The sequence below is a fragment of the Paenibacillus harenae genome (assembly GCF_030812415.1).
GTDB lineage: Bacteria > Bacillota > Bacilli > Paenibacillales > Paenibacillaceae > Pristimantibacillus > Pristimantibacillus harenae_A.
In genome coordinates, this window is sequence record NZ_JAUSST010000002.1 from 999965 (window position 1) to 1026262 (window position 26298).

Annotated in this window: 24 protein-coding genes, 1 riboswitch and 1 other annotated feature; of the genes, 23 read left to right on the forward strand and 1 reads right to left on the reverse strand. The window is 54.8% G+C overall.

The annotated features are described in order from the left end of the window. Positions 1 to 54 precede the first annotated feature (54 nt). The 4 genes from J2T14_RS09475 to J2T14_RS09490 all read left to right on the forward strand — a co-directional run bounded on the left by J2T14_RS09475 (position 55) and on the right by J2T14_RS09490 (position 6008). Positions 55 to 366: a rhodanese-like domain-containing protein gene (locus J2T14_RS09475; RefSeq protein WP_307210322.1), complete on the forward strand. Its 312-nt coding sequence runs from the start codon at positions 55 to 57 to the stop codon at positions 364 to 366. 377 nt (positions 367 to 743) lie between these two features. Continuing rightward, positions 744 to 1000, forward strand: a binding site (T-box leader). Positions 1001 to 1066: 66 nt separating this feature from the next. Further along, positions 1067 to 2968, forward strand: a complete 1902-nt coding sequence (locus tag J2T14_RS09480; protein ID WP_307470149.1) for an arginine--tRNA ligase — start codon at positions 1067 to 1069, stop codon at positions 2966 to 2968. Between the two features lie 101 nt (positions 2969 to 3069). After that, a complete protein-coding gene (locus J2T14_RS09485) occupies positions 3070 to 5325 on the forward strand; it encodes a heavy metal translocating P-type ATPase (protein WP_307470153.1) in 2256 nt (751 codons plus the stop codon). Beyond that, positions 5322 to 6008 (forward strand): sulfite exporter TauE/SafE family protein, encoded by a 687-nt coding sequence (locus tag J2T14_RS09490; protein ID WP_307470156.1) that lies wholly within the window; start codon positions 5322 to 5324, stop codon positions 6006 to 6008. The genes J2T14_RS09485 and J2T14_RS09490 overlap by 4 nt, the downstream gene beginning before the upstream one ends. Before the next feature lie 6 nt (positions 6009 to 6014). Here the strand turns inward: J2T14_RS09490 and J2T14_RS09495 are convergent, their stop codons facing one another. Beyond that, positions 6015 to 6476, reverse strand: coding sequence for a FixH family protein (locus tag J2T14_RS09495; RefSeq protein ID WP_307470160.1), 462 nt, complete (start codon positions 6474 to 6476; stop codon positions 6015 to 6017). Positions 6477 to 6663: 187 nt separating this feature from the next. Continuing rightward, a riboswitch (cobalamin riboswitch) is annotated at positions 6664 to 6896 on the forward strand. 208 nt (positions 6897 to 7104) lie between these two features. Here J2T14_RS09495 and J2T14_RS09500 point away from each other — a divergent pair. From J2T14_RS09500 to J2T14_RS09590, 19 genes are all read left to right on the forward strand, one after another. Next, positions 7105 to 8097 carry an ABC transporter substrate-binding protein gene (locus J2T14_RS09500; RefSeq protein ID WP_307470163.1) on the forward strand — a complete coding sequence of 331 codons (993 nt, stop codon included), beginning with the start codon at positions 7105 to 7107 and terminating at the stop codon, positions 8095 to 8097. A gap of 3 nt (positions 8098 to 8100) precedes the next feature. Further along, on the forward strand, positions 8101 to 9138 hold the full coding sequence (locus J2T14_RS09505) for a FecCD family ABC transporter permease (RefSeq protein WP_307470165.1): 1038 nt from the start codon (positions 8101 to 8103) through the stop codon (positions 9136 to 9138). A gap of 2 nt (positions 9139 to 9140) precedes the next feature. Then, a complete protein-coding gene (locus J2T14_RS09510; protein WP_373458134.1) occupies positions 9141 to 9923 on the forward strand; it encodes an ABC transporter ATP-binding protein in 783 nt (260 codons plus the stop codon). Positions 9924 to 9957: 34 nt separating this feature from the next. After that, complete coding sequence (gene cobT / locus J2T14_RS09515; protein ID WP_307470172.1) at positions 9958 to 11022, forward strand: nicotinate-nucleotide--dimethylbenzimidazole phosphoribosyltransferase; 1065 nt, start codon at positions 9958 to 9960, stop codon at positions 11020 to 11022. 9 nt (positions 11023 to 11031) lie between these two features. Then, positions 11032 to 11613, forward strand: coding sequence for a bifunctional adenosylcobinamide kinase/adenosylcobinamide-phosphate guanylyltransferase (gene cobU / locus J2T14_RS09520; protein ID WP_307470175.1), 582 nt, complete (start codon positions 11032 to 11034; stop codon positions 11611 to 11613). Beyond that, complete coding sequence (gene cbiB / locus J2T14_RS09525; protein WP_307470179.1) at positions 11610 to 12590, forward strand: adenosylcobinamide-phosphate synthase CbiB; 981 nt, start codon at positions 11610 to 11612, stop codon at positions 12588 to 12590. The genes cobU and cbiB overlap by 4 nt, the downstream gene beginning before the upstream one ends. Further along, a complete protein-coding gene (gene cobS / locus J2T14_RS09530; RefSeq protein WP_307470181.1) occupies positions 12572 to 13396 on the forward strand; it encodes an adenosylcobinamide-GDP ribazoletransferase in 825 nt (274 codons plus the stop codon). Before cbiB ends, cobS begins: the two co-directional genes overlap by 19 nt. An 18-nt stretch (positions 13397 to 13414) precedes the next feature. Then, a complete protein-coding gene (cobD, locus tag J2T14_RS09535) occupies positions 13415 to 14506 on the forward strand; it encodes a threonine-phosphate decarboxylase CobD (protein ID WP_307470184.1) in 1092 nt (363 codons plus the stop codon). After that, positions 14503 to 15213, forward strand: coding sequence for an adenosylcobinamide amidohydrolase (locus J2T14_RS09540; protein ID WP_307470187.1), 711 nt, complete (start codon positions 14503 to 14505; stop codon positions 15211 to 15213). The genes cobD and J2T14_RS09540 overlap by 4 nt, the downstream gene beginning before the upstream one ends. Before the next feature lie 152 nt (positions 15214 to 15365). Continuing rightward, a complete protein-coding gene (locus J2T14_RS09545) occupies positions 15366 to 15905 on the forward strand; it encodes an isochorismatase family protein (protein ID WP_307470188.1) in 540 nt (179 codons plus the stop codon). 386 nt (positions 15906 to 16291) lie between these two features. After that, on the forward strand, positions 16292 to 16603 hold the full coding sequence (locus J2T14_RS09550) for a hypothetical protein (RefSeq protein WP_307470190.1): 312 nt from the start codon (positions 16292 to 16294) through the stop codon (positions 16601 to 16603). A 92-nt stretch (positions 16604 to 16695) separates the two neighbouring features. After that, positions 16696 to 17649, forward strand: coding sequence for a magnesium/cobalt transporter CorA (gene corA / locus J2T14_RS09555; protein WP_307470192.1), 954 nt, complete (start codon positions 16696 to 16698; stop codon positions 17647 to 17649). Positions 17650 to 17671: 22 nt separating this feature from the next. Next, complete coding sequence (locus J2T14_RS09560) at positions 17672 to 18499, forward strand: hypothetical protein (RefSeq protein ID WP_307470194.1); 828 nt, start codon at positions 17672 to 17674, stop codon at positions 18497 to 18499. A gap of 68 nt (positions 18500 to 18567) precedes the next feature. Continuing rightward, on the forward strand, positions 18568 to 21066 hold the full coding sequence (gene hrpB / locus J2T14_RS09565) for an ATP-dependent helicase HrpB (RefSeq protein WP_307470195.1): 2499 nt from the start codon (positions 18568 to 18570) through the stop codon (positions 21064 to 21066). A 44-nt stretch (positions 21067 to 21110) separates the two neighbouring features. Then, positions 21111 to 21389: a DUF1294 domain-containing protein gene (locus J2T14_RS09570; RefSeq protein ID WP_307470197.1), complete on the forward strand. Its 279-nt coding sequence runs from the start codon at positions 21111 to 21113 to the stop codon at positions 21387 to 21389. A 96-nt stretch (positions 21390 to 21485) separates the two neighbouring features. Continuing rightward, positions 21486 to 23567, forward strand: a complete 2082-nt coding sequence (locus tag J2T14_RS09575; protein ID WP_307470198.1) for a HelD family protein — start codon at positions 21486 to 21488, stop codon at positions 23565 to 23567. A gap of 49 nt (positions 23568 to 23616) precedes the next feature. Further along, positions 23617 to 24279 carry a molybdate ABC transporter permease subunit gene (gene modB / locus J2T14_RS09580; RefSeq protein ID WP_307470200.1) on the forward strand — a complete coding sequence of 221 codons (663 nt, stop codon included), beginning with the start codon at positions 23617 to 23619 and terminating at the stop codon, positions 24277 to 24279. 66 nt (positions 24280 to 24345) lie between these two features. Further along, entirely contained in the window at positions 24346 to 25209 is an 864-nt protein-coding gene (locus J2T14_RS09585) for an EcsC family protein (RefSeq protein WP_307470201.1), read from the forward strand. Then, the gene (locus J2T14_RS09590; RefSeq protein ID WP_307470203.1) at positions 25206 to 26294 is read left to right on the forward strand and encodes a nitric oxide synthase oxygenase; all 1089 of its coding nucleotides are present in this window, start codon (positions 25206 to 25208) and stop codon (positions 26292 to 26294) included. The genes J2T14_RS09585 and J2T14_RS09590 overlap by 4 nt, the downstream gene beginning before the upstream one ends. Positions 26295 to 26298: the final 4 nt, after the last annotated feature.

The following is a 26298-nucleotide window of genomic DNA, read 5'->3' on the forward strand; positions in this document are numbered from 1 at the left end:
ATACAATTCATATTAATGACTATTAAAGCAGCAAAGCTTGAAGGAGATGTCTAAATGGTTCAAGAACTGACGACCCAGGAATTGGAACAAAAGCTTAAAAACGGGGAGCCGCTTAACTTGGTTGACGTTCGCGAGGTCGATGAATGGCAAGCCGGACATATCAAGGAAGCACGCAACATTCCATTGTCCGAAATCGTGCAGCGCGTGGACGAGTTCCCGCAAGAAGAGATGGAGATCGTAATCATCTGCCGCAGCGGCGGACGCAGCGGCAAAGCATGCGACTATCTAGGCGCGCTAGGCCATACGGTCATCAACGTCTCGGGAGGCATGCTCGCTTGGGAAGGCGAAGTTGTAACCGGCGATTAAATGGTGTGAATGCAGCAAAACTGGCGGCGCAAGGCTCGATAGCCTAGTGCCGCTAGTTTTTTGATTTAGGTTAATTTGCTCCTGACTGTATGTTGGATTTCTGAAGGATAGAAGGCCTGTAGAAAACCGTACGGACTGCTACAGTGGATTATCGCATCAACTTTGCTAGAGTGGGGCCGAAAGGAAGCCTTCCGGCTAAAAGTTAATGCAGATAGCCAGCATAGGTTAGAAAAGAGGCACCAACGGGTAAAAGTTAATGCAATGTTCCACATAGAGCAAAACACCATAGACAACAACACCATAGACCGCAACCTCTTGACAGCCCTGCGCTCCTTATTGTATAAATACCTTTAAACCATATTCAGAATATTCATAATAAAACATTTGCGAACGGAACAGTAATCTTTAGACGGATAGTCGCAGCGAGCCGGAACAGTGGAAACCGGTACGGACGTCTAAGATGAAGCGGGCCCGGGAGATGGTTTGCCGATGTGTTTGCCGTAGCGATCGTAACGACGGCAATCAAAGTAGGCAAATCCGGTCAAGGACCGTTATCAAATCGAGTGATTGAGCCTGGCAACAGGCTTAATACTTAGAGTGGTACCGCGGGATTCAACAAGCTCTCGTCTCTTTTTTATTAGAGACGGGGGCTTGTTTGGCGTTATGCTGCTTGTCAGAGAATATGAAGGAGGAGTTGCAAATGATAAAAGAACAACTAACACGGGCATTGACCGATGCCGTGGAACAAATCGTGTCAGAGTCGGGGCTGACGCCGGCTCGCCAAGTCAACGTCGTCGTCGAGCATCCGGCAAACGAGGCTAACGGAGAGTTTAGCAGCAATGTCGCGATGCAATTGGCGAAGCAGCTAAAGCGCGCTCCGCTCGCGATAGCTTCGGAGGTCAAGGAAAAACTGCTAGGGGACGGCGTTGTAAGCAAGCTTTTCGCGAAAATCGACGTTGCTCCTCCAGGTTTCATCAATTTCTATGTCAATTGGGAGCAGTGGGCGAAGCTTGACGCATCCGGTACCATTTCACCTTGGGCTAAGATGCGCCAGAAGGTGCTCATCGAACATACGTCGATTAATCCGAACAAGTCTGCCCATATCGGACACTTAAGAAATTCCTGTATAGGCGATACGCTTGCAAGATTGCTCAAGCAAGCGGGACACAAGGTAGAAGTGCATAACTACATCGACGACCTCGGGAATCAGCTTGCCGATACGGTAGTCGGCATGTTGCATACGGAGACTGCCCAGACGCATGCAAGGTTCGGCGACTACTGCTGGGAGACGTATGCGAAGGTGAACCAAACGTACAAGGAGAAGCCCGAACTGCTGGAAGAGCGCGCGAGAGTACTCGCCTATCTGGAGGAGGGCGGCAATAATATCGCTTGGATGGGGCTGCTTATTGCAGAGCGAATCGTGCGTGAACATGTCGAGGAGATGAGGCAGTTCGGCATCGATTACGATGTACTCGTCTGGGAGAGCAGTATCGTAAGCGGGGGCTTCTGGCAGCGCGCTTTCGAGCTGCTCAAGCAGACCGATGTCTTCCGCATGGAGCAGCATGGCAAGCTTGCCGGCTGCTGGGTGCTCGCCCAACATGCGGCTTCCCGTTCAGAAGGGGAGGCTGGCGAAGCAGAGGAGCGCGAGCAGGGAGACCATCAAGCGGATAAGGTGCTTGTCCGCTCGAACGGTATTTTGACCTATACGGCCAAAGATATCGCTTATCATCTATGGAAGTTCGGCTTGCTCGACAATGATTTCCGTTACCGCAAATTCGGCGACCGTCTATGGTCTACGCATGCAAGCGGCGCGAAGAAGAAGATCGGTAAGGCGGATGCCGTCATTAACGTCATCGATCAGAGGCAGCATTACCCGCAGGAGATGGTGAAGCAAGCGCTCGTCGCGATGGGGTACAAAAGTCAGGCGGAGCAGTTAAGGCATGTCAGCTACGGAGTCGTGTCGTTAAGTCCGTCAACGGCTGCTGGCCTTGGCGTGGATATTTCAGATGGCAAACATGCGTATCCGATGTCCGGCCGTCAAGGAATCGGCATCAAAGTATCGGAGCTGCTGACCCGGATGGAGGCAATCATTGACGCGAAGCGTTCAAGAAAGGCGGGAATTAAGAGCCGTACTATAGCGGCAGCCTCCATTCGCTACTACTTGCTGCGCTTTCATCTGCAGACAGAAATCGTGTTCGACCTGGAGCAGGCAACGGAAATATCGGGCAATACGGGCGTTTATTTGTTATATGCCTATGCACGAGCTTGCAGCATTTTGGAGAAAGCAGGGCATGTTGGCATTCAAAATCCGGCAGAAGCACATTTCGGGCAGCAGCTTGAGAAGCAGGAGCATGCCGTTCTTAGGCAGCTATACTACTGGCCGGAGGCGCTGCAAGCAGCGGAGTCGGAGCTTGCCCCGAACATCGTCTGCAATTACACGTATGAGCTGACGACATTGTTTAACCATTTTTATGCGACGTGTTCCATATTGAAGGCTGCTCCCGCCCAGCGCCAACTGCGCTTATGGCTTACGCAGCGCTACAAGCAGACGCTTGGCGAGGCGCTTCATATTCTTGGCATGCCTACTCCAACCAGCATGTAGCCTCATATTCCATTCATGCAATTGGCCGGTCCCACATATAAATGAACCCAGATGGGTACAGGCATCGGTTGTTTAATGCGGAATGGAAGGAGGCGGGTTCAATGAGAATGAGTTCGCCGGATAACGGTATGATGATCGATTTTGCCGTGCAGGGGATGAGCTGCTCGGCGTGCGCGGCGCGCATAGAGAAATCGGTAGGCAAAATGGAGGGCGTTCATGAAGCGGCAGTCAGCTTCCCGCTGCGTACCGCTTGGGTGCAGTTCTCGCCGGAGCAGGTAAGTCCGGGACAAATCGCTGAGCGCGTTAGCCAGCTTGGCTTCACGGCATCGTTAAGCGAGCATGGCGATTCAGGGCTGCGCAAGGAGCATGCGATACTAAGGCTTCGGTTGATCGGGTCCCTATTGCTAACGCTGCCGCTGCTGCTCACTATGATTCACCATCTGCCCATCCTTGTGCCGCTAGCGGCTTATATACCGTCGTGGCTTACTTTGCCATGGCTTCAGCTTGCGCTGGCGACGGTGCTTCAATTCGTCATCGGCATGCCTTTCTACTTCGGCGCTTATTATGCGCTGAGACAGAAAAGCGCCAATATGGACGTGCTGGTCGCGGTAGGCACGACCGCCGCCTATTTGTACAGCCATTACATCGTGTTCCAACACGATTTGTTCGGCGCATCGACCTTCGGGGCGGAGATGCCGGCGCTATACTTCGAGACGTCAGCGGTCGTCATTACGGCTGTATTGCTTGGCAAATATATTGAGGCTTCCGCCTCGCTAAAGGCGAATCTGAATACGGCCGGCTATGTGACGCTTCAAAGTCAGACTGCCATGGTTGAACGCGCTGGCCAAATAACGAAGCTGCGCACGGAGTTCGTACGGGCGGGGGATACGGTCATTGTAGAGCCGGGCGAACTCGTGCCGGTCGACGGGACGGTTATCTCCGGCGAATCATCCGTCGATGAAGCGTTATTGACAGGCGAGAGCACGCCAGTCGCGAAGCGCGAAGGCGACAACATCTGGGCAGGCACGCGCAATGTCGGCGTCCGGCTCCGCATATGGACGGTTGCGGCTGGTCACGATACGCTGCTGAGCCGAATCGGCGAGCTGGTCAGGCAGGCGCAGCGTTCCAAGTCGTCGATCCAGCGAAACGTAGATGCTGCAGCGGGCTGGTTCGTGCCGCTTATGCTGCTTCTTGCCGCGCTAACCTTCCTGTTATGGATCCTTGTGCTTGATCCAGGCAATTGGAGCCGGGCATTCGTCAGCTCGATCGCCGTCATGCTGGCTGCGTGTCCGTGCGCGCTCGGGCTGGCTGCCCCGATCTCGCTTGTCCTGGCGTCCGGCCGCCTCGCGAAGCAAGGCATCGTCGCGAAGGAAGCGGGGGCGCTGGAGCGGCTTGCTTTGATCGATACCGTCATCTTCGATAAAACGGGCACTTTGACCGAAGGCAAGCCGAGAGTGAGCGCGCTTCAACCGCTTAAAGGCAGCCGCTCCTCTGCTCTTCGGCTTGCAGCAGCTGCCGAATCGGCATCGTCGCATCCTCTAGCTGCCGCGATCAGGCAAGAAGCGGCGAAGACGGGGCTTGTCATTCCTATGCCCGACAGCCAAGTCTATACGCCGGGCGGCGGCGTAGTCGCCGTAGTGAATAAGCAGCAGGTCGGGGTTGGCAACGCGGGCTTCGCGAAAGAGCGGGGATGGTTGGTCAGCGAGGAGGGTGAGAAGTTCGCGAAGAGCAAGGAGGCGGCGGGAGAGACGGTGCTGTTCATCGCCATCAATGACGAATGCGTAGCGATGATCGCGCTCATCGATTCGGTGAAGTCCGATGCCCGCTCGGTCGTAAGCGACTTAAGATCGCTTGGCGTATCGATCCTGCTGGCGACGGGCGACCGGGAAGCGCCCGCTCGCGCCGCGGCGAAAGCGGCAGGCATAACCGAGGTGCACGCATCGATGCTGCCCGAAGCAAAGCAGTCGCTCGTCGAACGGCTGAAGAAACGGGGCAAGCGCGTTGCGATGGCAGGAGACGGCTGGAATGACGCGCCGGCGCTCGCATCCTCCGATGTCGGCATCGCGATGGGCAACGGGACGGAAGCAGCGCTGACAGCCGGTCACCTGTCGCTGCTTAATTCACGATTGCTCGCTATTCCGGGGGCAATCCGGATTAGCAGGCTTACGCTTCGCAACGTACGGCAAAATCTCGCCTTTGCATTCCTCTACAATGTCGTCATCATTCCTTTCGCGGCGCTCGGCATGCTGAAGCCTTGGATGGCCGGTACGGCGATGGCGCTGAGCTCGGTGTCGGTCGTCGGCAACGCGCTGCGCCTGGGCGGTCAGATCAAGCGCGAGGAACGGAGACGCCGATGACGCTCACGTGGAATCTGATCGGCTTGATCGTGCTGACAGGCTTGTTCAGCGCTCCGCACTGCATCGGCATGTGCGGAGGAATCGTTTCATCGGTATCTTTGCAATCTTCCGCATCTGCTCGCCGTTCGATGCTGCTGTACAACGCGGGCAGAATTACCTCCTATACGTTGCTTGGCGCCGTCATGGGAGCAGTTGGCTCGTTCGTTGATCTAGCCGGCAAGCTGGCAGGCATCCAAGGCATTGCCTCGATCGTTGGCGGCTGTTTCGTCTTGTTATGGCTTTGGCGCCGATTCCAGCTGCCGTTGATGAGCAAGCTGTCCTCGCAGTTGCACAAGCGGCTGGTAGGAAGATCGGGGCAGTCGCCGGCCAGCGAAACGACGCATTTGCTCGCGACAGGCATCGCGTTCGGCTTCCTGCCATGCGGCTTAACCTATGCGATGCAGATGAATGCGGCGGCCAGTGGAGCGCCTTTTGAAGGAGCTGCCATTATGGCCATCTTCGGTCTCTCGACGTTCCCGGCGCTGGCAGCGGCCGCCTCGATCGCTGCTTTCGCGGGCAGACGCTGGCGCAGATTCATGCGCAAGGCAGGCGTTATAACGGCAATTGCCGTAGGTTTATTGTCGATTATGCGGGGGTTGGCCGTAAACGGCGTCATACCAAGTATTTCGCCTTGGCTCTGGTAAACTCCATCAATGAACAGCCGTGAGTCGTCTTGCTATCGTATAGCTACCCTCCGCCGTCTCCAGCGATAACGTCGCTTTCCACGTTCCCGCCATAAGCGGCATGCCTTCGCCCTCGTAAACGCCAGGAGCAGTCTCGGTTAATTCGAAGCTGTAATTACCGCAATTCATTCCGATCATATCTAATACGATGGATAAATGAGCATTTTGTAACGGCGCTCCCGAAGAGGTGTTAAGCGTTAGCCGAAAGTCGTTCAATTCAAGCACTTTGGCCGGATAGCGGCCGATCTCCCACGTAACCGAGCCTTCCCCGAATGAATGCGCGGTTACGGCAGGAGGCGCGGCTTCGGTCGTTTGCAGCCATGCGAATGCAGCGGTAACGATAACGGCCGCGGCAAGCAATGCCAACAACCATTTATAAATCGGCGTTCGGGTTGTCGTTGTAGCTAAGGTTTCAGCAGACTCCATCATTAGCGCACCCTTCTGCAGCTTTTTTTCATAGCGGAATGAGTCAAAAAAATCGCATCTGTAGTTACCTATGCTGAGCAAGCGGATGAAAGAACAGCGGGCGTCATCTATCCATTGTCTGACTTTGGCGGGTAGGGATAGACAAATGGTAGGAAGATGTGTATAGTTACATCTGACAATTTCATAGAAAATAACTAGGTGTCGAGACGGTAATCAGCGCAGCGCGAGCGTTGCTTGGAAAGCCGTCGAGACTTAATAGGGAAGCCGGTGCAATTCCGGCACGGACCCGCCACTGTAAGGAATGGCCGGAGAGCGCAAGCTCTCGTCGCAAGGCCAGTGCTTCGGCATTTATGTCACTGAGTTTAACCGCTCGGGAAGACGCCGAAATGCATGTATTCCAAGTCAGGAGACCTGCCTATTTATTAACGCTGAATCCTACGAGGAAAATAGGGAGGTGTTGCATACGATACATAGCTTATCGCCGCTTTGGAAGCGGTATTTGTGCAGCATTTCTGACTTGACGTCGGAAATGCTTTTTTTGTGTTCGGCCGACAGCCGCAGCTGATGCTAATGCTAATGCTGGAACCGCCATTTTGTTAGATAAATAGAGAGCATAGGAGTGTTTATATCAATGAAGAAGATGAACAAAGCTTGGATGGGATTGCTGCTGGCCATGATGCTCGTCATCATGACCGCTTGCGGGTCGAACAGCAATAATGGGGGGCAAGCAACGAACCAACCGACGAATGCGGCCTCGGAAGCGCCAACGAATGCGCCGGATAACGATGGGGAAAGCGCATCGGCAACGGTCTATCCATTAACCGTTAAAGACGATACAGGAACGGAAGTAACGTTCGCTCAAGCGCCTACGAAGGTCGTTTCATTGGCACCCAGCGAGACGGAAACAATCTATGCGATCGGTTCTGGCGAGCAGGTCGTTGGCGTGGACAGCTTCAGCAACTACCCGGAAGAGGCAGTCGCTAAGCAGCAGGTCGGGGATATGACGACGAATATCGAAGCCGTTACCGGGCTCAATCCCGATCTCGTGATCGCTTCCTCTTCCATGAACGTCGATGCGATCAAGCAGCTTCGCGAGCTTAACATCCCGGTTTATGCGACGGATCCTCTTACTTACGATGCGGTAGTTGCCAAAATCGAGACTTTAGGTAAAATTATGAATAGACAAGCGGAAGCTGCCGCTGTTGCCGAGCATATGATTCAAGCGAAGCAGCAGGTAACGGAAGCGGTAAAAGACGCGGAGAAGAAAAATGTATATCTGGAGTTCTCCCCCGGCTGGACGGTTGGCTCGGGCACGTTCCTCGACGAGCTTCTTACGCTCGCCGGCGGAACAAACGTAGCTGGCGGAAGTTCAGGTTGGTTCGAGGTTAACGCGGAAGAGGTTGTTGCCAAAAATCCGCAGCTGATCGTATACCCGGCTTGGAAGGAGGAGCCGAATCCGATTGTCGCCGGTATCGAGAGCCGTCCAGGATGGGACGCGATCGATGCAGTGAAGAATAAGCAAATGTTCGCCGTGACGGAGGACCCGCTCGTGCGTGTAGGTCCACGCCTCGCCGACGGATTGCTTGAGCTTGCGAAGGTGATTCACCCGGATCTCGTCAAATAAGCAATGAAACCTAAAGGAATTATTTATGGAGGAGCAGCTTTGCTCCTTCTTGCCGTTTCTATGATCGTAAGTTTATCTATCGGTACGTCGGGTCTCACGGTAGGCAAGGTATGGGGGATTCTGATTCACCAGCTCCCTTGGATGAACGGGGGCGACGAATTGTATAGCATAGGCGAAGTTGCGATCGTAACGCAGGTGAGGCTGTCGCGCGTGCTGCTTGCCGTCCTTGTCGGCGCATGTCTGGCGCTTGCCGGCACTGGCTTCCAAGGGGTGCTGCGCAATCCGCTGGCAGATCCTTATACGTTAGGCGTCGCCTCGGGAAGCTCGGTAGGCGCCGCTTTTATTATTTTGTTCGGACTGCAAATGGCGCTTGGCATGTGGACGATTCCTCTCGTTGCATTCCTTACGGGCAGCATCACGTTGTTTGGCGTGTTCTGGCTGTCGCGAAGCAAAGGCGCGATGCATATCGAAACGCTTATTTTATCCGGCGTCATTCTTCAAGCTTTTCTAGGCGCGTTCGTATCGTTCATGGTGTCGCTCTCGCAAGGCGTCGTCAACCAAATTTTGTTCTGGCTTATGGGCTCGCTGGCGATGCGCAACTGGGACAATGTGTATATGCTTATTCCGTTTCTTGTCATCGGCTTCCCCGTGCTGCTCTTCTATGGCCAATCGCTCAATTTATTCGTTTTAGGCGAACGCCATGCCGCCCATGCCGGCGTTCGCGTGGAGCGAACGAAGCTCATCGTGCTGATCGCATCGACGCTGCTTACGGCTGCGGCCGTATCCGTATCGGGGGTAATCGGCTTCGTCGGTCTTGTTGTTCCTCACTTGATCCGTCTGCTCGTTGGACCGGATTATAGGCTTATTACGCCGCTTGCGGCAATTGGGGGCGGTATTTTCGTGCTTTGGGCGGATACGCTGGCTCGGAATGCGCTAAGTCCGAGGGAGATTCCGCTTGGCGTCGTGACGGCGCTGATTGGCGCCCCATTCTTTGCGTATCTGCTCCACCTCAGGAAGATGAACGGAGGCGGTCGGCTATAACTATCTTGGAGGCAAAAGGGATTGTACAAACGATTCAAGGCCGAAAGGTGCTGCATGAGCTTGACTGCTCGTTCCTGAAGGGAAAGATTTATGGCATTATCGGGCCAAACGGAGTCGGCAAGTCAACGCTGCTCCAACTGCTGTCCGGCGTCGAGAAGGCGGCGAAGGGCGAAGTGCTGCTGTCGGGAGAATCGATCCTATCGATACCGCGCAAAGCGTTAGCCCGCAAGATGGCTGTGCTTCAGCAGAACGGCTTGCCTCCGGTCGGTTTTACCGTGCGTGAGGTCGTTGGCATGGGGCGATTTCCCTATCAAAGCTGGCTTGGCAGCGAAGAACAGGATCCGGCGCCGATTATCGATGAAGCGCTTGAGGCCATGGGGCTGGCTGTTCTTCAGGAGCGCAAGATGGATCAGCTCAGCGGCGGGGAACGACAGCGGGTTGCGCTTGCGAAGCTCATGGTTCAAGAGCCGTCGATTATTTTGCTGGATGAGCCGACGACTTATTTGGACATCGGGTATCAGGTGCAATTGCTTGATACGGTGAAGTCTTGGCAGCGAGAGCGGGGGTTAACGGTCATTGCGGTGCTGCATGACCTGAACTTGGCCTCGTTGTACTGCGATGAGCTCGTCGTGCTTCATGAAGGCAGGATCGCAGCTATCGGAACGCCGCAGAATGTGCTGACAACGGAATTGATCGAACGGGTGTACGAGACGACGACGGCTATCGTGCCGCATCCGGTAACGGGCATGCCGCAAATTATGCTGCAGCCAAGCGGATCGTCATAACGATCTCGACAAGGGGATAAAGGGGAGCAAGGACATGGATAATCAATGGCAGTATAAGGTGGAGCAAGCGGTTGCCCGCATCCGAGTATTCGATCACGAAGCGGCGGAGCGCGCACAGCGCCACTCCGACAGCTTGACGAAGCCGCCCGGCAGTCTTGGGAAGCTGGAAGCGATCGCTTGCCAGCTTGCGGGTATTACGGGGCAGCTATGGCCGGATATGTCCCGCAAGACCGTTATTGTCATGGCGGGCGATCATGGCGTGTGCGAGGAAGGCGTTAGCGCGTTTCCGCCAGAGGTGACGCCGCAGATGGTTCTGAACTTCCTGAGCGGCGGAGCGGCGGTTAATGTGCTCGCGCGCCAAGCCGGGGCGGATGTGATCTGCGTCGATGTAGGCGTCAACGCCGAACTGGAGCATCCGCGGCTCGTTAGCCGCAAGGTCGTTCGCGGAACGGCAAATATGGCGAAGCAGCCGGCAATGTCGAGGGAGCAGGCGCTTCAAGCGATTGCCGTTGGCATCGAGCTTGTCGATGAGCAGGTTGCGGCCGGCGTACGGGTTTTCGCAACGGGAGAGATGGGCATCGGCAATACGACGGCAAGCTCCGCTATTGCCAGCGTGCTGACGGGACTCTCGCCCGAGCAGTCCGTTGGTAGCGGAACGGGCATTAACGGCGAAGCGAGAGCGCGCAAGATCGATGTCGTGAAGCGCGCCATAGCTCTTAACAAGCCGGATGCGTCCGATCCGGTCGATGTGCTCGCCAAAGTCGGCGGCGCGGAGATTGCCGGTCTGGTCGGCGTGATTATCGGCGCGGCCGCTAACGGCTGCCCTGTCGCCATCGACGGCTTCATCTCATCGGCGGCGGCACTTGCAGCTTCGCGGATCGCGGAGCAGGCGAAGCCGTATATGATCGCGTCGCATCTATCCCAGGAGCAAGGGCATCAAGGGCTGCTCGAGGCTATTGGTTTGACTCCGATGATTCGGCTGGAGATGCGTTTGGGCGAAGGCACGGGCGCCGTATTAAGTTTTCATTTCATAGACGCTGCGCTGAAGCTGATGCAGGAGATGGCGACGTTCGAGAGCGCAGGCGTATCCAAAGGTTAGGTGAATGAAGTGGCAATACTCGTAACTGGCGGAGCTCGCAGCGGCAAGAGCAGCTTCGCGGAGCAGTACGCAATTCGTTCCAGCAATCACGGTGTGTACATCGCAACCTGCCAATCGTACGATGAGGAGATGGCAGATCGAATCATGAAGCATCAGAAGGACCGTAAAGTTACGGGCTTCGTCTGGAAAACATGCGAGGAACCGTATGAGGCGGCGGAAATGCTGGATAAGGTTGCGTCTGAAACCGATGACAAAAGGGATGAGCCGCCTGCGCTGCTGCTGGATTGCTTGACGTTATGGCTCACGAATTGGATGCTTCGAATCGAATGCGAAAGGCTTGGCGAAGATCGTTTGGAGCAGGAAATGACAAAGCTCGTTGCCGCAATCGAGCGTTATCCGCATAAGCTCATCATCGTTACGAATGAGGTCGGCGATGGCATTGTGCCTGAATATTCGCTTGGAAGAGCGTTCCGCGACGAGGCCGGGCGGCTTAATCAACGTGTTGCAGCGGTATGCGACCGCGTCTTTCTTGTAACGGCCGGTATCCCGGTGGAGTTAAAAGCGTTAGCATTCCGATGGGAGCAACTATGATCTTTTATTCATTGCCTGAAATGCTCCTTTTAGCGGCCGCGGCGATCGTTATCGATTGGATCGTCGGAGATCCGAAATGGCCTACGCACCCGGTTATATGGATCGGCCGCTTGATCCGACAGGTTGAGAGGCTGCTTGAGCCTGAGCGTTACCGCAATCGGCCGCGGAAGGTTAAGCTGCTTGGCATTGCATTAACGGTTGCCGTCCTTGCCGTATGTTGGCTGGCTATGATGCTGTTGGTATGGGCATCCGATGCTATTCACCCCTGGCTCGGTTATGCCGTGAGCGCTTGGTTCATCTCGACCACGATCGCGGTGAAAGGGCTTAAGGAGGCGGCCATGCTCGTCTACAAACCGTTAATCGCCGGCAGATTGGATGAAGCGCGCAAGTTTGTCGGCTATATCGTCGGACGCGATACGTCACAGCTAAATGTGGGAGAAGCGTCGCGGGCTGCCGTCGAGACGGTAGCCGAAAATACGGTCGATGCTCTCGTATCGCCGCTCGTCTTCGCCTTATTGGGAGGCGCACCGCTCGCAATGCTCTATCGCGCCGCCAATACGCTCGATTCCATGGTCGGCTACCGCAACGAAACCTATATTCATTTCGGCTGGTGCTCGGCGCGCACCGACGATGTGCTAAATTACATACCGGCAAGGCTTACGGGAGCGCTGATGGCATTGTCGGCGCTCCTGCTGCCTAAGCTGAATGCGGCAAGGGCGGCGAAGGCGATGTTCGTATTCGCGCGCCGTCACCCGAGTCCGAACAGCGGCATCCCGGAGTCGGCCGCAGCCGGCGCACTAGGCATCGAGCTGGGCGGAACGAATGTCTACTTCGGCGTTGCAAGCGAACGCGCCCGAATGGGGTGGCCGCTGCGCCCGCTGCAGCCGGGCGATATTGTGCTGACCGTACGACTGTTATATGGCGTAAGCGTAATTATATTGGCGGGAGTGATCGCGGCATGGCTGCTCATCAGGTGAAGCTGCACGGGCAGGCGCTCGTGGCGGCTTTTCAATTTCTGACTCGTCTTCCTATTCCCATAACGGTGCCTTTCGAGAGTCCGGTGCTGACAAGGAGCGTTCTATACTTTCCCATCGCAGGTGCGTTCATCGGGGCTGTTGTTGCCGCCGCAGGGTGGCTGTTGCAGCTCCTTCTGCCGCCGTGGCCGGCAGCCGTCTTGCTGTTGGCGTTATGGACAGCGCTTAGCGGCGGCCTCCATTTGGACGGATGGATGGATACGGCCGACGGCGTGCTCAGCCATCGCTCCCGCGAGCGAATGCTGGAAATCATGAAGGACAGCCGCGTAGGCGCGATGGGGGTTCTCGCTGCGGTATTGCTGCTATTGTTCAAGGCATCATTGCTGGCGGAACTATTGGCAGACGAACGGCCGGGGCTTGTGCTTCCGCTGATTGCAGCCGCTCCCATTTGGGGACGCGCTTGGATGGCTATTGCGATAGCAGGCTGGCCGAACGCAAGGCAAGGCGAAGGGATCGGGGCGCTGTTCGTCGGCGTGAGGAAGTCGTCGGCAGTCCTATCCTTGGTCATAGGCGGACTGATTACTTGTCTTTGCGTACTTGCTTGCCGTCAATCGTTTGAAACGTCTATTCTTATGATGCTGGCATGCTTATTATCGACGTTGGTCGTCGGGGGCGCTCTTGCCATCTGGCTGACCAAAAAGCTCGGAGGATTAACGGGCGATACATACGGTGCAATGAATGAAGCGGTGGAAGCTGTTATTTTGTTAACGGCAGTCATCACGTTAGGAACAACCTATTTATTTTTATAGTGAAGGAGATCAACTACGATGCTGGAGAGATACGGCCACGGCGGAGACATGCATACGGCGGAGGAAGCGTTCGGGAGAGCTGCGGATTCGTTCCTCGACTTCAGCTCCAATATGAATCCGCTTGGACCGCCGCCTTCGGTTAAGAAGAAGTTAGCCGATTACGCGGAGTTAATCGATCGTTATCCCGATCCGGCAGTTCGCGGTCTGCGTAAGAAGCTGGCGCATCACCACGGAATCGACGAGCAGAGCATTATGATCGGCAACGGCGCGGCGGAGCTGATCGATCTAGTCGTTCGCTCGCTTAATCCGCGAGTAACCGCGCTTGCTATTCCGTGCTTTGACGAATATGGAGATGCGGTTCGCAAAATCGGCGGTTCGATTTACGAAATCGCGCTGTCCGCTGACAATCGATTTATGCTTGATCCGGAAGCTGTCGGGAGTGCGATTGAAGCGAGTGCCGCATCGCTATATATGTTAGGCTCGCCCAACAATCCGACGGGACAGTTGGTCGATCCGAAGCTTATTATGGCTCTGCTGGATAGCGGCGCTTATGTCGTGGTCGACGAGGCGTTCATGGATTTTGTCCCCGATGAGGAGCGGTATAGTCTCGTACGGGAAGCGGCGATGAACGACCGGCTGTTCGTCATCCGCTCGATGACGAAGTTTTATTCGATTCCGGGCATTCGGCTCGGTTATATCATCGGCGTTCCAAAATCGCTAAGCGGACTAAGGCGGCTTCAAGTGGCTTGGAGCGTCAATTCGCTTGCGCAAATGATCGGAGAAGCGGTTCTGGAGGAGAGGGAGTTCGCTCGTCTTACGCATAGCTGGCTTGCGGAGGAGCGTCCTTGGCTCGTTAGGCAATTGAACCGCCTCGGCTTCGAAGTGAATGACGGCGTGACGAATTATTTGCTGCTCCGCATACCGCGGGAGCTTCGCACAAGCGCCAGCATGCTGCAGCTTGCCATGGGCAAGGAAGGAGTGCTCATTAGAGATGCGTCGCGATTCCCCGGTCTCGATCATACGTACATTCGAGTTGCCGTAAAGCGGAGAACCCAGAATGAAGCACTCGTGGAAACATTCAAACGCTGCTTGTTTGAGGTAACCGAATGAGCCAGCCCTTTCGCAGCTCCACTCGCTACGAATCGACGATATGGAGCGGACTTCGTCTCCAAATGCTGGGCGATCGAATCGTTGCCAGTCTTCAAGAGCCCGTCCATGCGCTAAGCAGCGCGATTCATCCGGGAGGCTTCTCCCTCGTCGATCATATCGTGAATTGGAAGGTGCCGCTCGATTATCGCTGCGACGATCCCGTGATGGACTTTGTGAGGCGATGCGACGGCTGGGGAAGCAAGCCGGAGCTTACGATCGGCATGCTGACCGCAGCGAAGCTGACCCATGCGTCCGTGATGGAGATGGAGGGCGACCGGTTCAAGCTGCTATGCTGTACGACATCAGGCACGCGAAACGCGGCGCGGGCAGGATTGCCCCGCCTAACGTTCTCGGCTTACGAGCCGGGAACGATTAATACCGTGCTGCTCATTGACGGGCAAATGACCGAGTCGGCGATGGTCAATGCGGTCATTACGGCGACAGAAGCCAAGGCAGCAGCATTGCATGAGCTCGGCATCGTAGAGTCGGCGAACGGACGGCTTGCGACCGGAACGACGACCGATGCCATTGTCGTTGGCGTCAGCCAACGAGAGAGCTGGCAAGCGATTCATGCGTACGCAGGCGTCGCGACGACGATCGGCTGCGCGATCGGCGAGGCGGTCTACGAGACCGTTCTCGAGGCAACTCGTACGCAGCATGAAGAGTAACAGCGACATGGACGAACGGAAATCCGCGACTGCAGCGGATTTTTTTCATTTTTCCGCAGCCTATTTTGAATGACGTATTTGCAGAGCTGGCAGGAACTGCGAACTGCGATATAGAATGAATTTCTTATTAAAGCAGAGGGCCGGTGATATAAATGAATGCTCTTTTAGTCATTGACGTGCAAAACGGGATAGTAGATTTGGGTGATTTCAAAAAAGAGTTATCAATGATGGAACAAGTCATTACAGATTTCAAAGCAAGCAGCAGCCCCGTGATCTTCATCCGGCATGTTGATGAATCGGAGGAAAGTCCGCTGTGTAAGGGCTCTGCCGGATCTGAGCTCTATTCTTCGTTAAGAGACTATGCTGACTACGTTATCGAGAAACGAACGCCGAGTTCGTTTTTCCAAACGGAGCTGTCCCAAGCGTTAGAAAGATTAGATGTGAAACATCTGTTTATCATCGGTTTCGAAACCGAGTTTTGTTGTATGTTCACGGCTATAGCCGCCTTTGATAGAGGTTATGAAGTAACGCTCATTAAGGATGCAACCGGAACAACTAACAGCGAAGAGACGTACGGTATGCAAGGCTTGCGCATTAACGATTTTGTAAGCAAAGTGCTCGGTTGGTCGAGTGTAATCGAGGTATTAAACTACGTTAATTATGTGGAGAAATATGAACCGGTAGGCCATTAGTTTCAACGGATTCAACCGCCATTGGTGAAAAATTAGTCAGGACGATAAGCTATGTTGGAGTTTCGCAACAACTTCGTTCGAAAGGAGTAAGGATGGAAGGCTATGTTGGATTTCTGCACTATCTTTGATCGAGAATAGTATTTTTGTGGCGCTGGGGCAAAAGTTAATGCGAATATCCAATGTAGCTTGAATGAAAGGGATAGCATGCGGAAAGTTGCTGCAAAAATCCAATATAGCCGTTTTAAACGAGGAGAAACGGTCTTTTTACTAAAGTGAACTTAAAAGCTTTATAACTATTTTCATTCATGGAATAAATATTCTTTTTTGGGATGTCTATAGATAGTGTATGTTGTTATAATCGCAGCCGAGAGGAGGGGGAGCTACCGTTGGGCTTCATTATTGAAGGAATCCTCGAGTTCATTATCGAGCTATTCGTTACGAACCGATTGGAGAATAGCGGCAGCTTCCGGAAGAGGCGTTATCGATCGAAGCTTAAGCGATACGCAAGAGAGTCCGAATGGTTCGAAGGGCTCTATCGCAATCCGGAATATACGCATGTGATCGAAGACGACTACGAGCTTGACCGCCTGCTCAGGAAACGTTCGACCTTTCGCGCTATCGAGCGCACGTTGGAGGAGAGAAGACGGTTCGAGCGGATGCTGTCCGACAAGCATGAGGCGCTTGCCGGACGAAGTTGAAACCCAAACATTACAATCCGCACTTTTTCATGTAAAATAAAACGAGCGCATTCGTCGCACTCGATTTAAATTGATTTGCAGGAGGTCACGCATTGATTCGCATTGTCGGTTACTCCAAAGATAAAAAATGGCGTACGGATTTAACGCTGGAACAGGTAAGCTCGTCCACGGAGTTAGCCTGGTACTGGGTTGATTTCGATCAGCCTAGCGTAGAGGAGAGCAAACTGCTCGGCACGCATTTCAAATTTCACCCGCTCGCGATTGAGGATTGCTACCACTTATTGCAACGTCCGAAAATGGATCATTATGACGACACGAATTTCCTCATCCTGCACGCCTTCAATGGATCGAAAACGGCGGCGGACGAAGTCAATATGTTTATTGGACCCCGTTTTCTAGTTACGTTCCACCATGGGCAATCGCAAGGAATCGAATCGGCAAGAACGAAGCTGCTCCAAAATACGAAGCCGGGCCTTCACGGCCACTTATGCGCGGCGTATCTTGTGATGGACAAGCTCGTCGATGAATACTTTCCTGTCGTCCAGGAGCTGGAAGAAATGCTTATCGATATGGATCTCAGCAACGGCACGATTACAGGCGATGGCGCAATTACGGATATATTCAGCATTCGCTCGCGCTTGCTGCGGCTGCGCAAAACGATTATTCCGATGAGGGATTTGCTCTACCGGTTGGTAAACAGCGATCGAATCGAGGGGTTGGGGCATTACCTTGCTTTTTACCGCGACATACACGACCATCTGCTGAAGCTGTCGGAAATGCTGGATAATTGCAGGGAAATGACGGCCGATCTGCGCGATAGTTATATTTCGTACAATTCCAATCGGATGAATACGATTATGAAGACGTTAACGGTTATTACGACGATTTTTATGCCGTTAACTTTTCTTGCCGGCATTTATGGAATGAACTTTCATGTCATGCCGGAGCTGGAATGGCGCTGGGGATATTTTGTCGTGTTAGGCTTCATGCTGCTGGTTGCTCTATCGATGTTCGCATGGTTCAACAAGAAAGGCTGGTTCAAATAATCGCAAGCAAGGAGAATAAGACATGGTAACGAATGAGCCCTCCGAAGTAGGGGGGAGAAAACGGACACTTGCCGTAGTTGGCATAATGCTGGCGATTATAATCACGTTGGGCGTTTTATTTACATTGATGGTCTACGCGCTTCGGGCGGACAAGCCGTCTGCCGGAGGCGGGACACAAGAGGCATCGCAATATGCTTATGCAGTTGCGGATGCGGCGAATGGGATGAAGCTTCATTATTTGGCGACGAAGCCGTCGAACGTTCGACCCGAAATGATACATAACAATGTGACGCTTACCGAATATACGGGTATTAACGGCGGTTTTTTCTATGGCGAGCAGATGCTTAACATCGCAGTCGTCGACTCTTTGCCCGTAGGCAGATCGCAAGGGAAATATGGTGATGGCTCGGAAAATGTCAGGTATGCGCGAGGTACGCTTGTCTGGGACGGGGCGCTCGACAAGCTGAACGTTCAGATCGTAAGCAAGGCGACCGAGCTTAAAGTGAAGGATAATACGCGCTTCTGGGCGCAGGGTGGCATAAGCATGAGCATCGGCGACGATGCTGGATGGGAGCAGCGGGCAATCGCCGAGAACGTGCCGTTCCCGGATGAAGACCGGCTACGGTCGGCGGTCGTCTACGATGCGCAAGGCATGCTGTACTTAATCGTCAGCGAAACGAAAGGGACGCTTGCGGCATTCCGCGAGGCCATCATCGAGAAGGTGGGAGGCGGCAAGCTTGCCGGCGGCATCTTCCTCGATGGAGACGGCTCTTCCCAGCTTCGCAGCAGCGAAGCTAAGCTGGCGGGCGACAACCGCCCTGTCGTACAGATGCTGCGCGTGTTGAAATAAGGATGAGTATATGAAGAGCCTAATCTTACGAAGTGTGTTTGCTACGCAAACACTTAAGGAGAATCAGCATGAATCAACAGCAACTGCCTATCGATGCTGTATTGCCTGAGCTGCTGGAATCGCTGCGAAAAGGCGTTAACGCGGTGCTGATCGCCGAGCCGGGAGCAGGCAAGACGACTAGAGTGCCTCTCGCCTTGCTTGATGAGCCATGGCTGCACGGCAAACGGATCGTCATGCTTGAGCCGAGGAGGCTGGCGGCACGATCCGCTGCGCAATACATGGCTCGCACGCTTGGGGAGCAAGCGGGGGAGACGGTCGGCTATCGCGTACGGCTGGAGACGAAAGTTAGCGCCAAGACGCGTATTGAGGTTGTAACCGAGGGCGTGCTGACACGCATGCTGCAGGAAGATGCCGCGCTTGAGCATGTAGGCGCGATCCTGTTCGATGAATTTCATGAACGCCACCTGCATGGCGATCTAGGTTTGGCGCTGAGCTTGCAATCACAGTCGCTGCTCCGCGAGGAGCTGCGGCTTATTGTTATGTCCGCGACGCTTGATGCGGAACCCATCGCCGCGCTGCTAAGCGATGCCCCGATCATTCGTTCGGAGGGACGCGTATTCCCCGTCATCACTCATTATGCGGCCGCACGTCCTTCGCGTACGGAGCGGATCGAACAGCAGGTCGGCAGCACGATCGTTAGCGCGCTGCGCTCGCATGAGGGCGATGTACTTGCTTTCCTGCCGGGCGCGCTCGAGATTCGCCGCACTGCAAGCTGGCTTGCGGCGTCAGGGATGCCGACCGGCGTTCGTATTGCGGAGCTGTACGGGACGATGCCGTTGTCCATGCAGGATGCGGCTGTTGCGCCTTGTCTGCCCGGGGAACGCAAGATCGTGCTCGCGACATCGATCGCAGAGTCGAGCTTGACCGTCCAAGGGGTGACGATCGTTGTCGACAGCGGTCTTATGCGCGTTCCGCGCTTCTCGCCGCGTACGGGCATGACGAGGCTGGAGACGGTGGCGGTATCGCAAGCTTCCGCCGACCAGCGCCGTGGCCGGGCGGGACGGCTTGCGCCCGGCGTCTGCTACAGGTTGTGGACGGAGCAGGAGCATCCGTACTTGCCTGCACAGAGCGCGCCGGAGATCGCGGATGCCGATCTTGCGCCGTTAGCGCTTGAACTTGCGGTATGGGGCATTCAAGACCCTGCCGAGCTGGATTGGCTTACTCCGCCTCCGCAGGCGGCATACGAACAGGCGACCGAGCTGCTGAAGAAGCTGCGAGCGCTCGATCCAAGCGGCAAGCCGACGCCGGAAGGGCTTAAGCTTGCGCGCTTCGGCATGCATCCCCGCCTTGGCGCAATGGTCTTGCGGGCGGAGGAGCGGGGCTGCGCGAACGAAGGATGCGAGCTCGCTGCAATACTTAGCGAGAGAGACTTGCTGCCGCAGGAGCGTAGCGTGGACATTAAGCTTCGCCTCGATGCGCTGAACGGAAAGATGGCGTCTGCAGACCCCGCCGCCATAAGGCGCATTGCCGCTCAAGCCGAGCAGTGGAAGCGGGTTGCTGCTCATTATGTTGCGAACAACGCCTCACCTTCTCCAATAGAAAAGCCTAGTATTGGCACGCTTCTAGCCGCGGCATATCCCGACCGGATCGCGCAGCGCAGGAGCGATGGCCGCTATTTGCTCGCCAACGGCAGAGGGGCTGTGCTTCCCGACGTTCAGCCGTTGTCGCGATGCGACTACTTAGCCGCTTGCGAGCTCGACGACGCCGGAACGGAAAGCCGGATCCGACTTGCAGCCGAGCTGACATTGACCGATATTGAACAATTCATGTCTCCGTACATTACAGTTGAAGAAGCGATTGAATGGGATCGCGCCGCGCTCGCGGTCCGATCGCGCCGAAGGACGAAGCTTGGCGCAATCGTGCTGGGGGAAGTGCCGATCTCCGGACCGGACGAAGAGAAGGTTGCCGATGCGCTGATCGCGGGAATCCGATCGGAGGGGATGGGTCTTCTTCCGATGACCAAGCCGGCGCTGGCGCTCCAAGCAAGAATGAAGCTGATGGCGCTAGGTGGCAAGGATTGGCCCGAAGCAGCGGATGAGGCGTTGCTGGGCACGCTGGAGGAATGGCTGAAACCTCATCTGTACGGCATGAAGAACCGTTCGGATCTGCAGCGGCTGAACATGGTTCAGCTGCTTGGGAGCATGTTGTCCTGGGCGCAGCAGCAGGAGCTGGACGAGCAGGTGCCGACCCACTTTACTGTGCCGAGCGGCTCTCGCATTCCTATCGATTATAGTGATCCTGCCGCGCCTGTGCTAGCCGTCAGATTGCAGGAAATGTTCGGACTTCAAGATACGCCCAGGTTAGCGCGAGGGAAGCTGCCGCTAACGCTGCATCTATTGTCGCCCTCGCAGCGCCCCGTTCAAGTGACGCAGGATTTGCGGAGTTTCTGGGAATCGGCTTATTTTGAGGTGAAGAAGGATTTGAAGGGCCGTTATCCGAAGCATTACTGGCCGGACGATCCGTACAGCGCAATGCCGACGAACCGCGTCAAGCCGCGCGGTACTTAGGCTGTCGTCGCGAATTGAGAAGTGAGGGAGAGTGGAGATTGATTATGGATTTCATATATATCATCGTATTGTATTTGCTGCTGATTAATATGTATACCTTCGCGTTAATGGGCAGAGACAAGAAGCTGGCCGTTAAGCAGCGTAGGCGAGTTCCAGAGAAACGGCTGTTTACGCTAAGCGCGATCGGGGGCAGCATCGGAACCTGGTTTGGCATGCGGACCTGGCGGCACAAGACGAAGCATAACAGCTTCGTGTTCGGAATCCCGGCTATATTCGTCCTGCAAGTAGCCATTGTCGTCGTTCTCTATCGCCTTATCGGTTAGGCCCTGGCAATAATGGCATTGCATAGAGAAAGTGTCCTATGGTATATTTGGTACTCGTTTTTGCTTGAGCAACCGCTTTTAGGAGGTAACTGACTAATGACCGTTCAAAGTGCCTATCAAGAGGAAAAGGATCGATTGGCTGCTTCGATTCAGGATATTGAATCACAGCTTAGAGCAATCGGTCCGCGTTATACGGGTGACGATTTTACCGAGCAAATGCTCGATTTGCAGCGCGAGGAAAGAAGGCAGCGGTTGGAGATCGCGCACCGCGAGCCGTATTTTGGCCGCATCGACTTCGAGGAGCTTCCGAACGGCAATCAGATGCCGCTCTACATAGGCAAGGCAGGCGTCGCCAAGCAAGGCAGCAACGAGCTGCTCGTCATCGACTGGAGAGCGCCGGCAGCCAGCTTATTCTATTCATTCACGGGCGGTGAAGCCCCCGGGACGTTCGATTCGCCCGATGGCGAAGTATCGGGTTATATTCATCTAAAGCGGAACTTCATGATTCGTCAGGGCGAGCTTGTACGGTTGGTCGACAGCTATGTGCGCGGCCAGGAAGAGGAAGCGGTCACTGACGAATTTCTATTATATCGCCTGGGAGAGAACAAGGATAACAAGCTTCGCGATATCGTATCTACCATTCAAGGCGAGCAGGACCGTATTATCCGCGCCGATCGAGCGAAGGCGTTATTTATTCAAGGAGTAGCGGGCAGCGGCAAAACGACCGTCGCACTTCACCGCCTCGCTTTCCTTCTCTATCAATACGCGGATCGGATGCGTGCCGAGAGAATGATTATTTTCGCGCCGAACCGGATGTTCCTCGATTATATTTCCGGCGTGCTGCCGGAGCTAGGCGTTGGCGACATTCAGCAGACGACATTCTCGGACTGGGCTGTCGAGCTGCTGGAGCACTCCGTTAGGCTTAGCGATCCTTCCGAGACGATGGCTTATTGGTTTGAAGAGCGTCGCACGGCTGAAGAAATCGAGGCTGCTTCGGGGAGATGGAAAGGCAGCATGGCGTTTAAAGCGATGGTAGACGAGAGAATAGTTGCCTTCGAGCAAAGCATCGTGCCAACCGTTCCGTTCAGCCCGCTCGACCGCCTTGAGCTGTCGCCTGAGCAAATGCGCGAATGGTACGATACCGATTATGGCGAAGAGACGGTCATGAAGAAGCGCGACCGGCTAGCAAACCGCATTCGCCGCTGGTTCGAATCCGAGCTGAAGATGCGCGGCGTCGCAGATAAGAAGATAAGGGCAAAGGCGTTAACAAAATTCAATGCCTTCGTCAAAAAAATACCGTCGTTTACGGCGGTTCAGCTTTATGCCTCGTTGTTCCAAGGCAAGCAAGCCGCGGCAGCCGTACCGAAGGCGATTGCCGCGGAGACGTCGGCTCGTCTTAAACAAGGCATTGCGGCGGCCGAAGACCTCGCCCCGCTTGTATACATCCATTTGCAGTTGTATGGTTTAGATAAACCGGCATTCGACCATATTGTGATTGACGAAGCGCAGGATTACTCGCCGTTTCAGCTGGAAGCGCTGGGGCTATGCCAACGTACGCCGTCGATGACGGTACTCGGCGACTTGCAGCAAGGCATCCATGCCTATACCGGCATTCAGCGCTGGTCCGAGCTGATGGACCTGTTCACCGAGGAACAGGCAGGGTTCTATGAGCTGAACCGAAGCTATCGCTCGACGATGGAAATCATCGAATTCGCGAACCTGATCTTAGGCGAAATGTCGGGCGGTGTTAAGCCCGCCGTGCCTGTGTTCCGGAGCGGCGATCCGGTAGAGACGGTTCGAACGGAAGAGAGCGATTGGCTCGCTTCTATCGACCGGACGGTGCGGGAATGGAAGACGAAGGGCGCTTACGAGACGATTTCGGTTATCGGTCGGACTGCGCTGGAATGCGAGCAAATCCATGGCTACCTAGTCGGCAGAGGGTTCGAGGCTTCGCTCGTGCAGAGCAAGCAGCCGTCTTACGGCGGCGGCTTGACTGTCGTTCCCGTCTACTTATCGAAGGGGCTTGAGTTCGACGCGGTACTCATTGCCGATGCGGGAGAGTCCGCTTACGGACCGCTCGATGCGAAGCTTCTCTATGTCGGTTGTACGCGTGCGCTTCATATGCTAAAGCTCTACTATCGAGGAGAGCGCACTTCTTTGCTGGGCGAGGACGCTTAATTCGTTTATAATGGGAAGGTATCTCACATACGCACGGGAGGCCTTCGCAATGAATGGGAACGAGCTGCTGCCACCGCTTTGGTTATCGCTGAAAGTATCGGTGACGGCTAGTATACTGGTAGCGATCATAGGCATTATTGCCGCGCACTTCATGACGAGGCGCGCGTTCAGAGGCAAGAGCGCCGTCGAGACGGTCTTTATGCTTCCTCTAGTGCTGCCTCCGACCGTCGTCGGATTTATATTGCTCGTGGCGCTCGGTCGCAGAAGCTGGATCGGGAGAAGCTACGAATGGCTTTTCAATCAACCAATCGTATTCTCATGGACCGCAGCGGTAATCGCTGCGGTCATTGTTGCATTTCCGCTTGTCTACCAGACAATGAAGGTCGGATTTCTATCGATAGACAAGAGCCTGGTGGAAGCGGCCCGTTCGGCAGGGGCTGACGAGAGGCAGGTCATGCGCTACATTACGCTGCCGCTGGCCAAGCATTCGCTGCTAACGGCGTTCGTACTCGGATTTGCACGAAGTCTCGGAGAGTTCGGAGCAACGCTCATGCTCGCCGGCAACATTCCAGGCAAGACGCAGACCGTGCCGACGGCCATCTATGTTGCGGTCGATTCCGGGAATACGGCAATGGCATGGACGTGGACGATCTGCATTGTTTTATTTTCGTTCCTGCTCCTCTTATTTACCGGGCGCAAAATGGAACAATAATGTGAACGGCGCATCCGCTTTCCGATTTGCACCGTAATACAGGCAGAGAAGGAGAGTGGAAAGCGAATGCCATCCTTATCGGATTCGAATGAGCGGTTATCGGAAGCTTTGAAAGAGATCGAGACTTGGGAGAACGAACAGAAGGACCTATGGTTCTGGGAAAAGCTTGGGCGGCTGCCATTCCTGCTGCTTGATAAAGTAACGCCAAAGTTCATTCAAGCGAAGCTTGGTCAAGCCGTCGATGAAGTCGGCGGTTATATCCAGCACGGGGGTAAATATCTCGTTTCGGAGAAAACGATCACAAACAAGCTTGCGCGGAACGCAGAGGCGGACGGTCTGGATGGTCTAGGCGTATTCGCTTCGAAAGACGATTCAGCCTTGACGGTTGATGACTGCGCTTCGTTGCCGCTGGCGATTATGGACCGGACCGCGGCAGAGCTGAAGAGCAGCCGCACGGCAATGGCGACCGTACAAGGGGCGACGACCGGGTTCGGCGGCATATTCACGCTCGCTATCGACATTCCAGCCATACTAGGCTTGTCGCTTAAGATCATTCAAGAAATCGCGATCTGCTACGGCTATGATCCGAAGCTGAAGGAAGAGCGGATCTTCGCCGTAAAAGTCATGCAATTCGCTTCGTCCGACATTGTCGGCAAGCGGGCGATCTTGGAGGAGTTAACCGAATACGGGAACGAGAGAAGCGGCAATCATATGCTGTCGCAGCTGCAAGGTTGGCGGGAGGTCGTCGCGGTATATCGCGACAACTTCGGCTGGAAGAAGCTGTTCCAGCTAATCCCGATTGCGGGCATGCTGTTCGGAGCTTTCATTAATCGCAGCACGCTGAATGACGTCGCCGAGGCGGCGACGATGCTATACAGAAAACGAAGAGTACTGGCAAAGCTGAAGGAAGGCGGAGGAACCGCAACATGACTACAGCCGTGAAAACGCTAATGGAGGAAGCTTCGGCTTTCATCCGCATCTGCTATTCGGAGCTCGGCAAGACAGCCGAGGAAACCGAGGGCAGGCTGCGGCAGATTGATCAACATATCGAAGCGCTTGGGACGTATACCCATACGGCCGAAGAGCTTAGATACGGGGCGAAGATGGCTTGGCGCAACAGCAATCGCTGCATAGGCAGGCTCTTCTGGCAGTCGCTTGAAGTATTCGACGCCAGAGAGGCGCAGGATGAAGACACCATCGCTTCGCACCTATTTAATCACATGAAATATGCCACGAACGGCGGACGGATTAGACCGGCTATTACCGTATTTGCTCCAAGCGGGGCGAATAGAAGCATTCGGATATGGAATCACCAGTTGGTCCGTTACGCGGGTTACCGAAAGGAAAATAGCATTGTCGGCGACCCGGCTTCCATCGCATTGACGCAAGCATGCGAAGCGCTTGGGTGGCGCGGAGAAGGGACGGCATTCGATCTGCTGCCGCTCGTCATTCAAATCGATAGTCTTAAGCCGAGATGGTTCGCGCTGCCTCGGGAAACGGCGCTTGAAGTACCGCTTACGCATCCGGAGCATGAAGGCTTCGAGCGGTTAGGGCTGCGATGGTATGCCGTTCCATTCGTATCGGATATGGAGCTTGAGATTGGCGGCATCCGCTATACGGCTGCGCCTTTCAACGGCTGGTATATGGGGACGGAGATCGGGGCGCGTAATCTGGCGGACACGAGTCGGTACAATCGGCTGCCGCAAGTCGCCCGCTTATTCGGACTGGATACATCAACGAACCTCTCTTTATGGAAGGATCGTTCATTAATAGAGTTAAATATTGCGGTGCTGCATTCATTCAAGAAATACGGCGTCAGCATCGTGGACCATCATACGGCCGCCGAGCAGTTCGCCAGATTCGAGAAGCAGGAGCAGGAGAACGGCAGAACGGTAACGGGCAGATGGTCTTGGTTAACACCGCCGATGTCTCCCGCAACGACAGCCATATGGCATCGAAGCTACGACGATACGGAGCGCAGCCCGCTCTTCCGCTATCAAGAGCCGCTCTATTAGTCAT

Excerpts from the sequence above, each read along its gene's own strand:
- J2T14_RS09475 (WP_307210322.1), top strand. The coding sequence starts at position 55 with ATGGTTCAAGAACTGACGACCCAGGAATTGGAACAAAAGCTTAAAAAC.
- J2T14_RS09480 (WP_307470149.1), top strand. The coding sequence starts at position 1,067 with ATGATAAAAGAACAACTAACACGGGCATTGACCGATGCCGTGGAACAA.
- J2T14_RS09485 (WP_307470153.1), top strand. The coding sequence starts at position 3,070 with ATGAGAATGAGTTCGCCGGATAACGGTATGATGATCGATTTTGCCGTG.
- J2T14_RS09490 (WP_307470156.1), top strand. The coding sequence starts at position 5,322 with ATGACGCTCACGTGGAATCTGATCGGCTTGATCGTGCTGACAGGCTTG.
- J2T14_RS09495 (WP_307470160.1), bottom strand. The coding sequence starts at position 6,476 with ATGATGGAGTCTGCTGAAACCTTAGCTACAACGACAACCCGAACGCCG.
- J2T14_RS09500 (WP_307470163.1), top strand. The coding sequence starts at position 7,105 with ATGAAGAAGATGAACAAAGCTTGGATGGGATTGCTGCTGGCCATGATG.
- J2T14_RS09505 (WP_307470165.1), top strand. The coding sequence starts at position 8,101 with ATGAAACCTAAAGGAATTATTTATGGAGGAGCAGCTTTGCTCCTTCTT.
- cobT (WP_307470172.1), top strand. The coding sequence starts at position 9,958 with ATGGATAATCAATGGCAGTATAAGGTGGAGCAAGCGGTTGCCCGCATC.
- cbiB (WP_307470179.1), top strand. The coding sequence starts at position 11,610 with ATGATCTTTTATTCATTGCCTGAAATGCTCCTTTTAGCGGCCGCGGCG.
- cobS (WP_307470181.1), top strand. The coding sequence starts at position 12,572 with ATGGCTGCTCATCAGGTGAAGCTGCACGGGCAGGCGCTCGTGGCGGCT.
- cobD (WP_307470184.1), top strand. The coding sequence starts at position 13,415 with ATGCTGGAGAGATACGGCCACGGCGGAGACATGCATACGGCGGAGGAA.
- J2T14_RS09540 (WP_307470187.1), top strand. The coding sequence starts at position 14,503 with ATGAGCCAGCCCTTTCGCAGCTCCACTCGCTACGAATCGACGATATGG.
- J2T14_RS09545 (WP_307470188.1), top strand. The coding sequence starts at position 15,366 with ATGAATGCTCTTTTAGTCATTGACGTGCAAAACGGGATAGTAGATTTG.
- J2T14_RS09560 (WP_307470194.1), top strand. The coding sequence starts at position 17,672 with ATGGTAACGAATGAGCCCTCCGAAGTAGGGGGGAGAAAACGGACACTT.
- hrpB (WP_307470195.1), top strand. The coding sequence starts at position 18,568 with ATGAATCAACAGCAACTGCCTATCGATGCTGTATTGCCTGAGCTGCTG.
- J2T14_RS09570 (WP_307470197.1), top strand. The coding sequence starts at position 21,111 with ATGGATTTCATATATATCATCGTATTGTATTTGCTGCTGATTAATATG.
- J2T14_RS09575 (WP_307470198.1), top strand. The coding sequence starts at position 21,486 with ATGACCGTTCAAAGTGCCTATCAAGAGGAAAAGGATCGATTGGCTGCT.
- modB (WP_307470200.1), top strand. The coding sequence starts at position 23,617 with ATGAATGGGAACGAGCTGCTGCCACCGCTTTGGTTATCGCTGAAAGTA.
- J2T14_RS09585 (WP_307470201.1), top strand. The coding sequence starts at position 24,346 with ATGCCATCCTTATCGGATTCGAATGAGCGGTTATCGGAAGCTTTGAAA.
- J2T14_RS09590 (WP_307470203.1), top strand. The coding sequence starts at position 25,206 with ATGACTACAGCCGTGAAAACGCTAATGGAGGAAGCTTCGGCTTTCATC.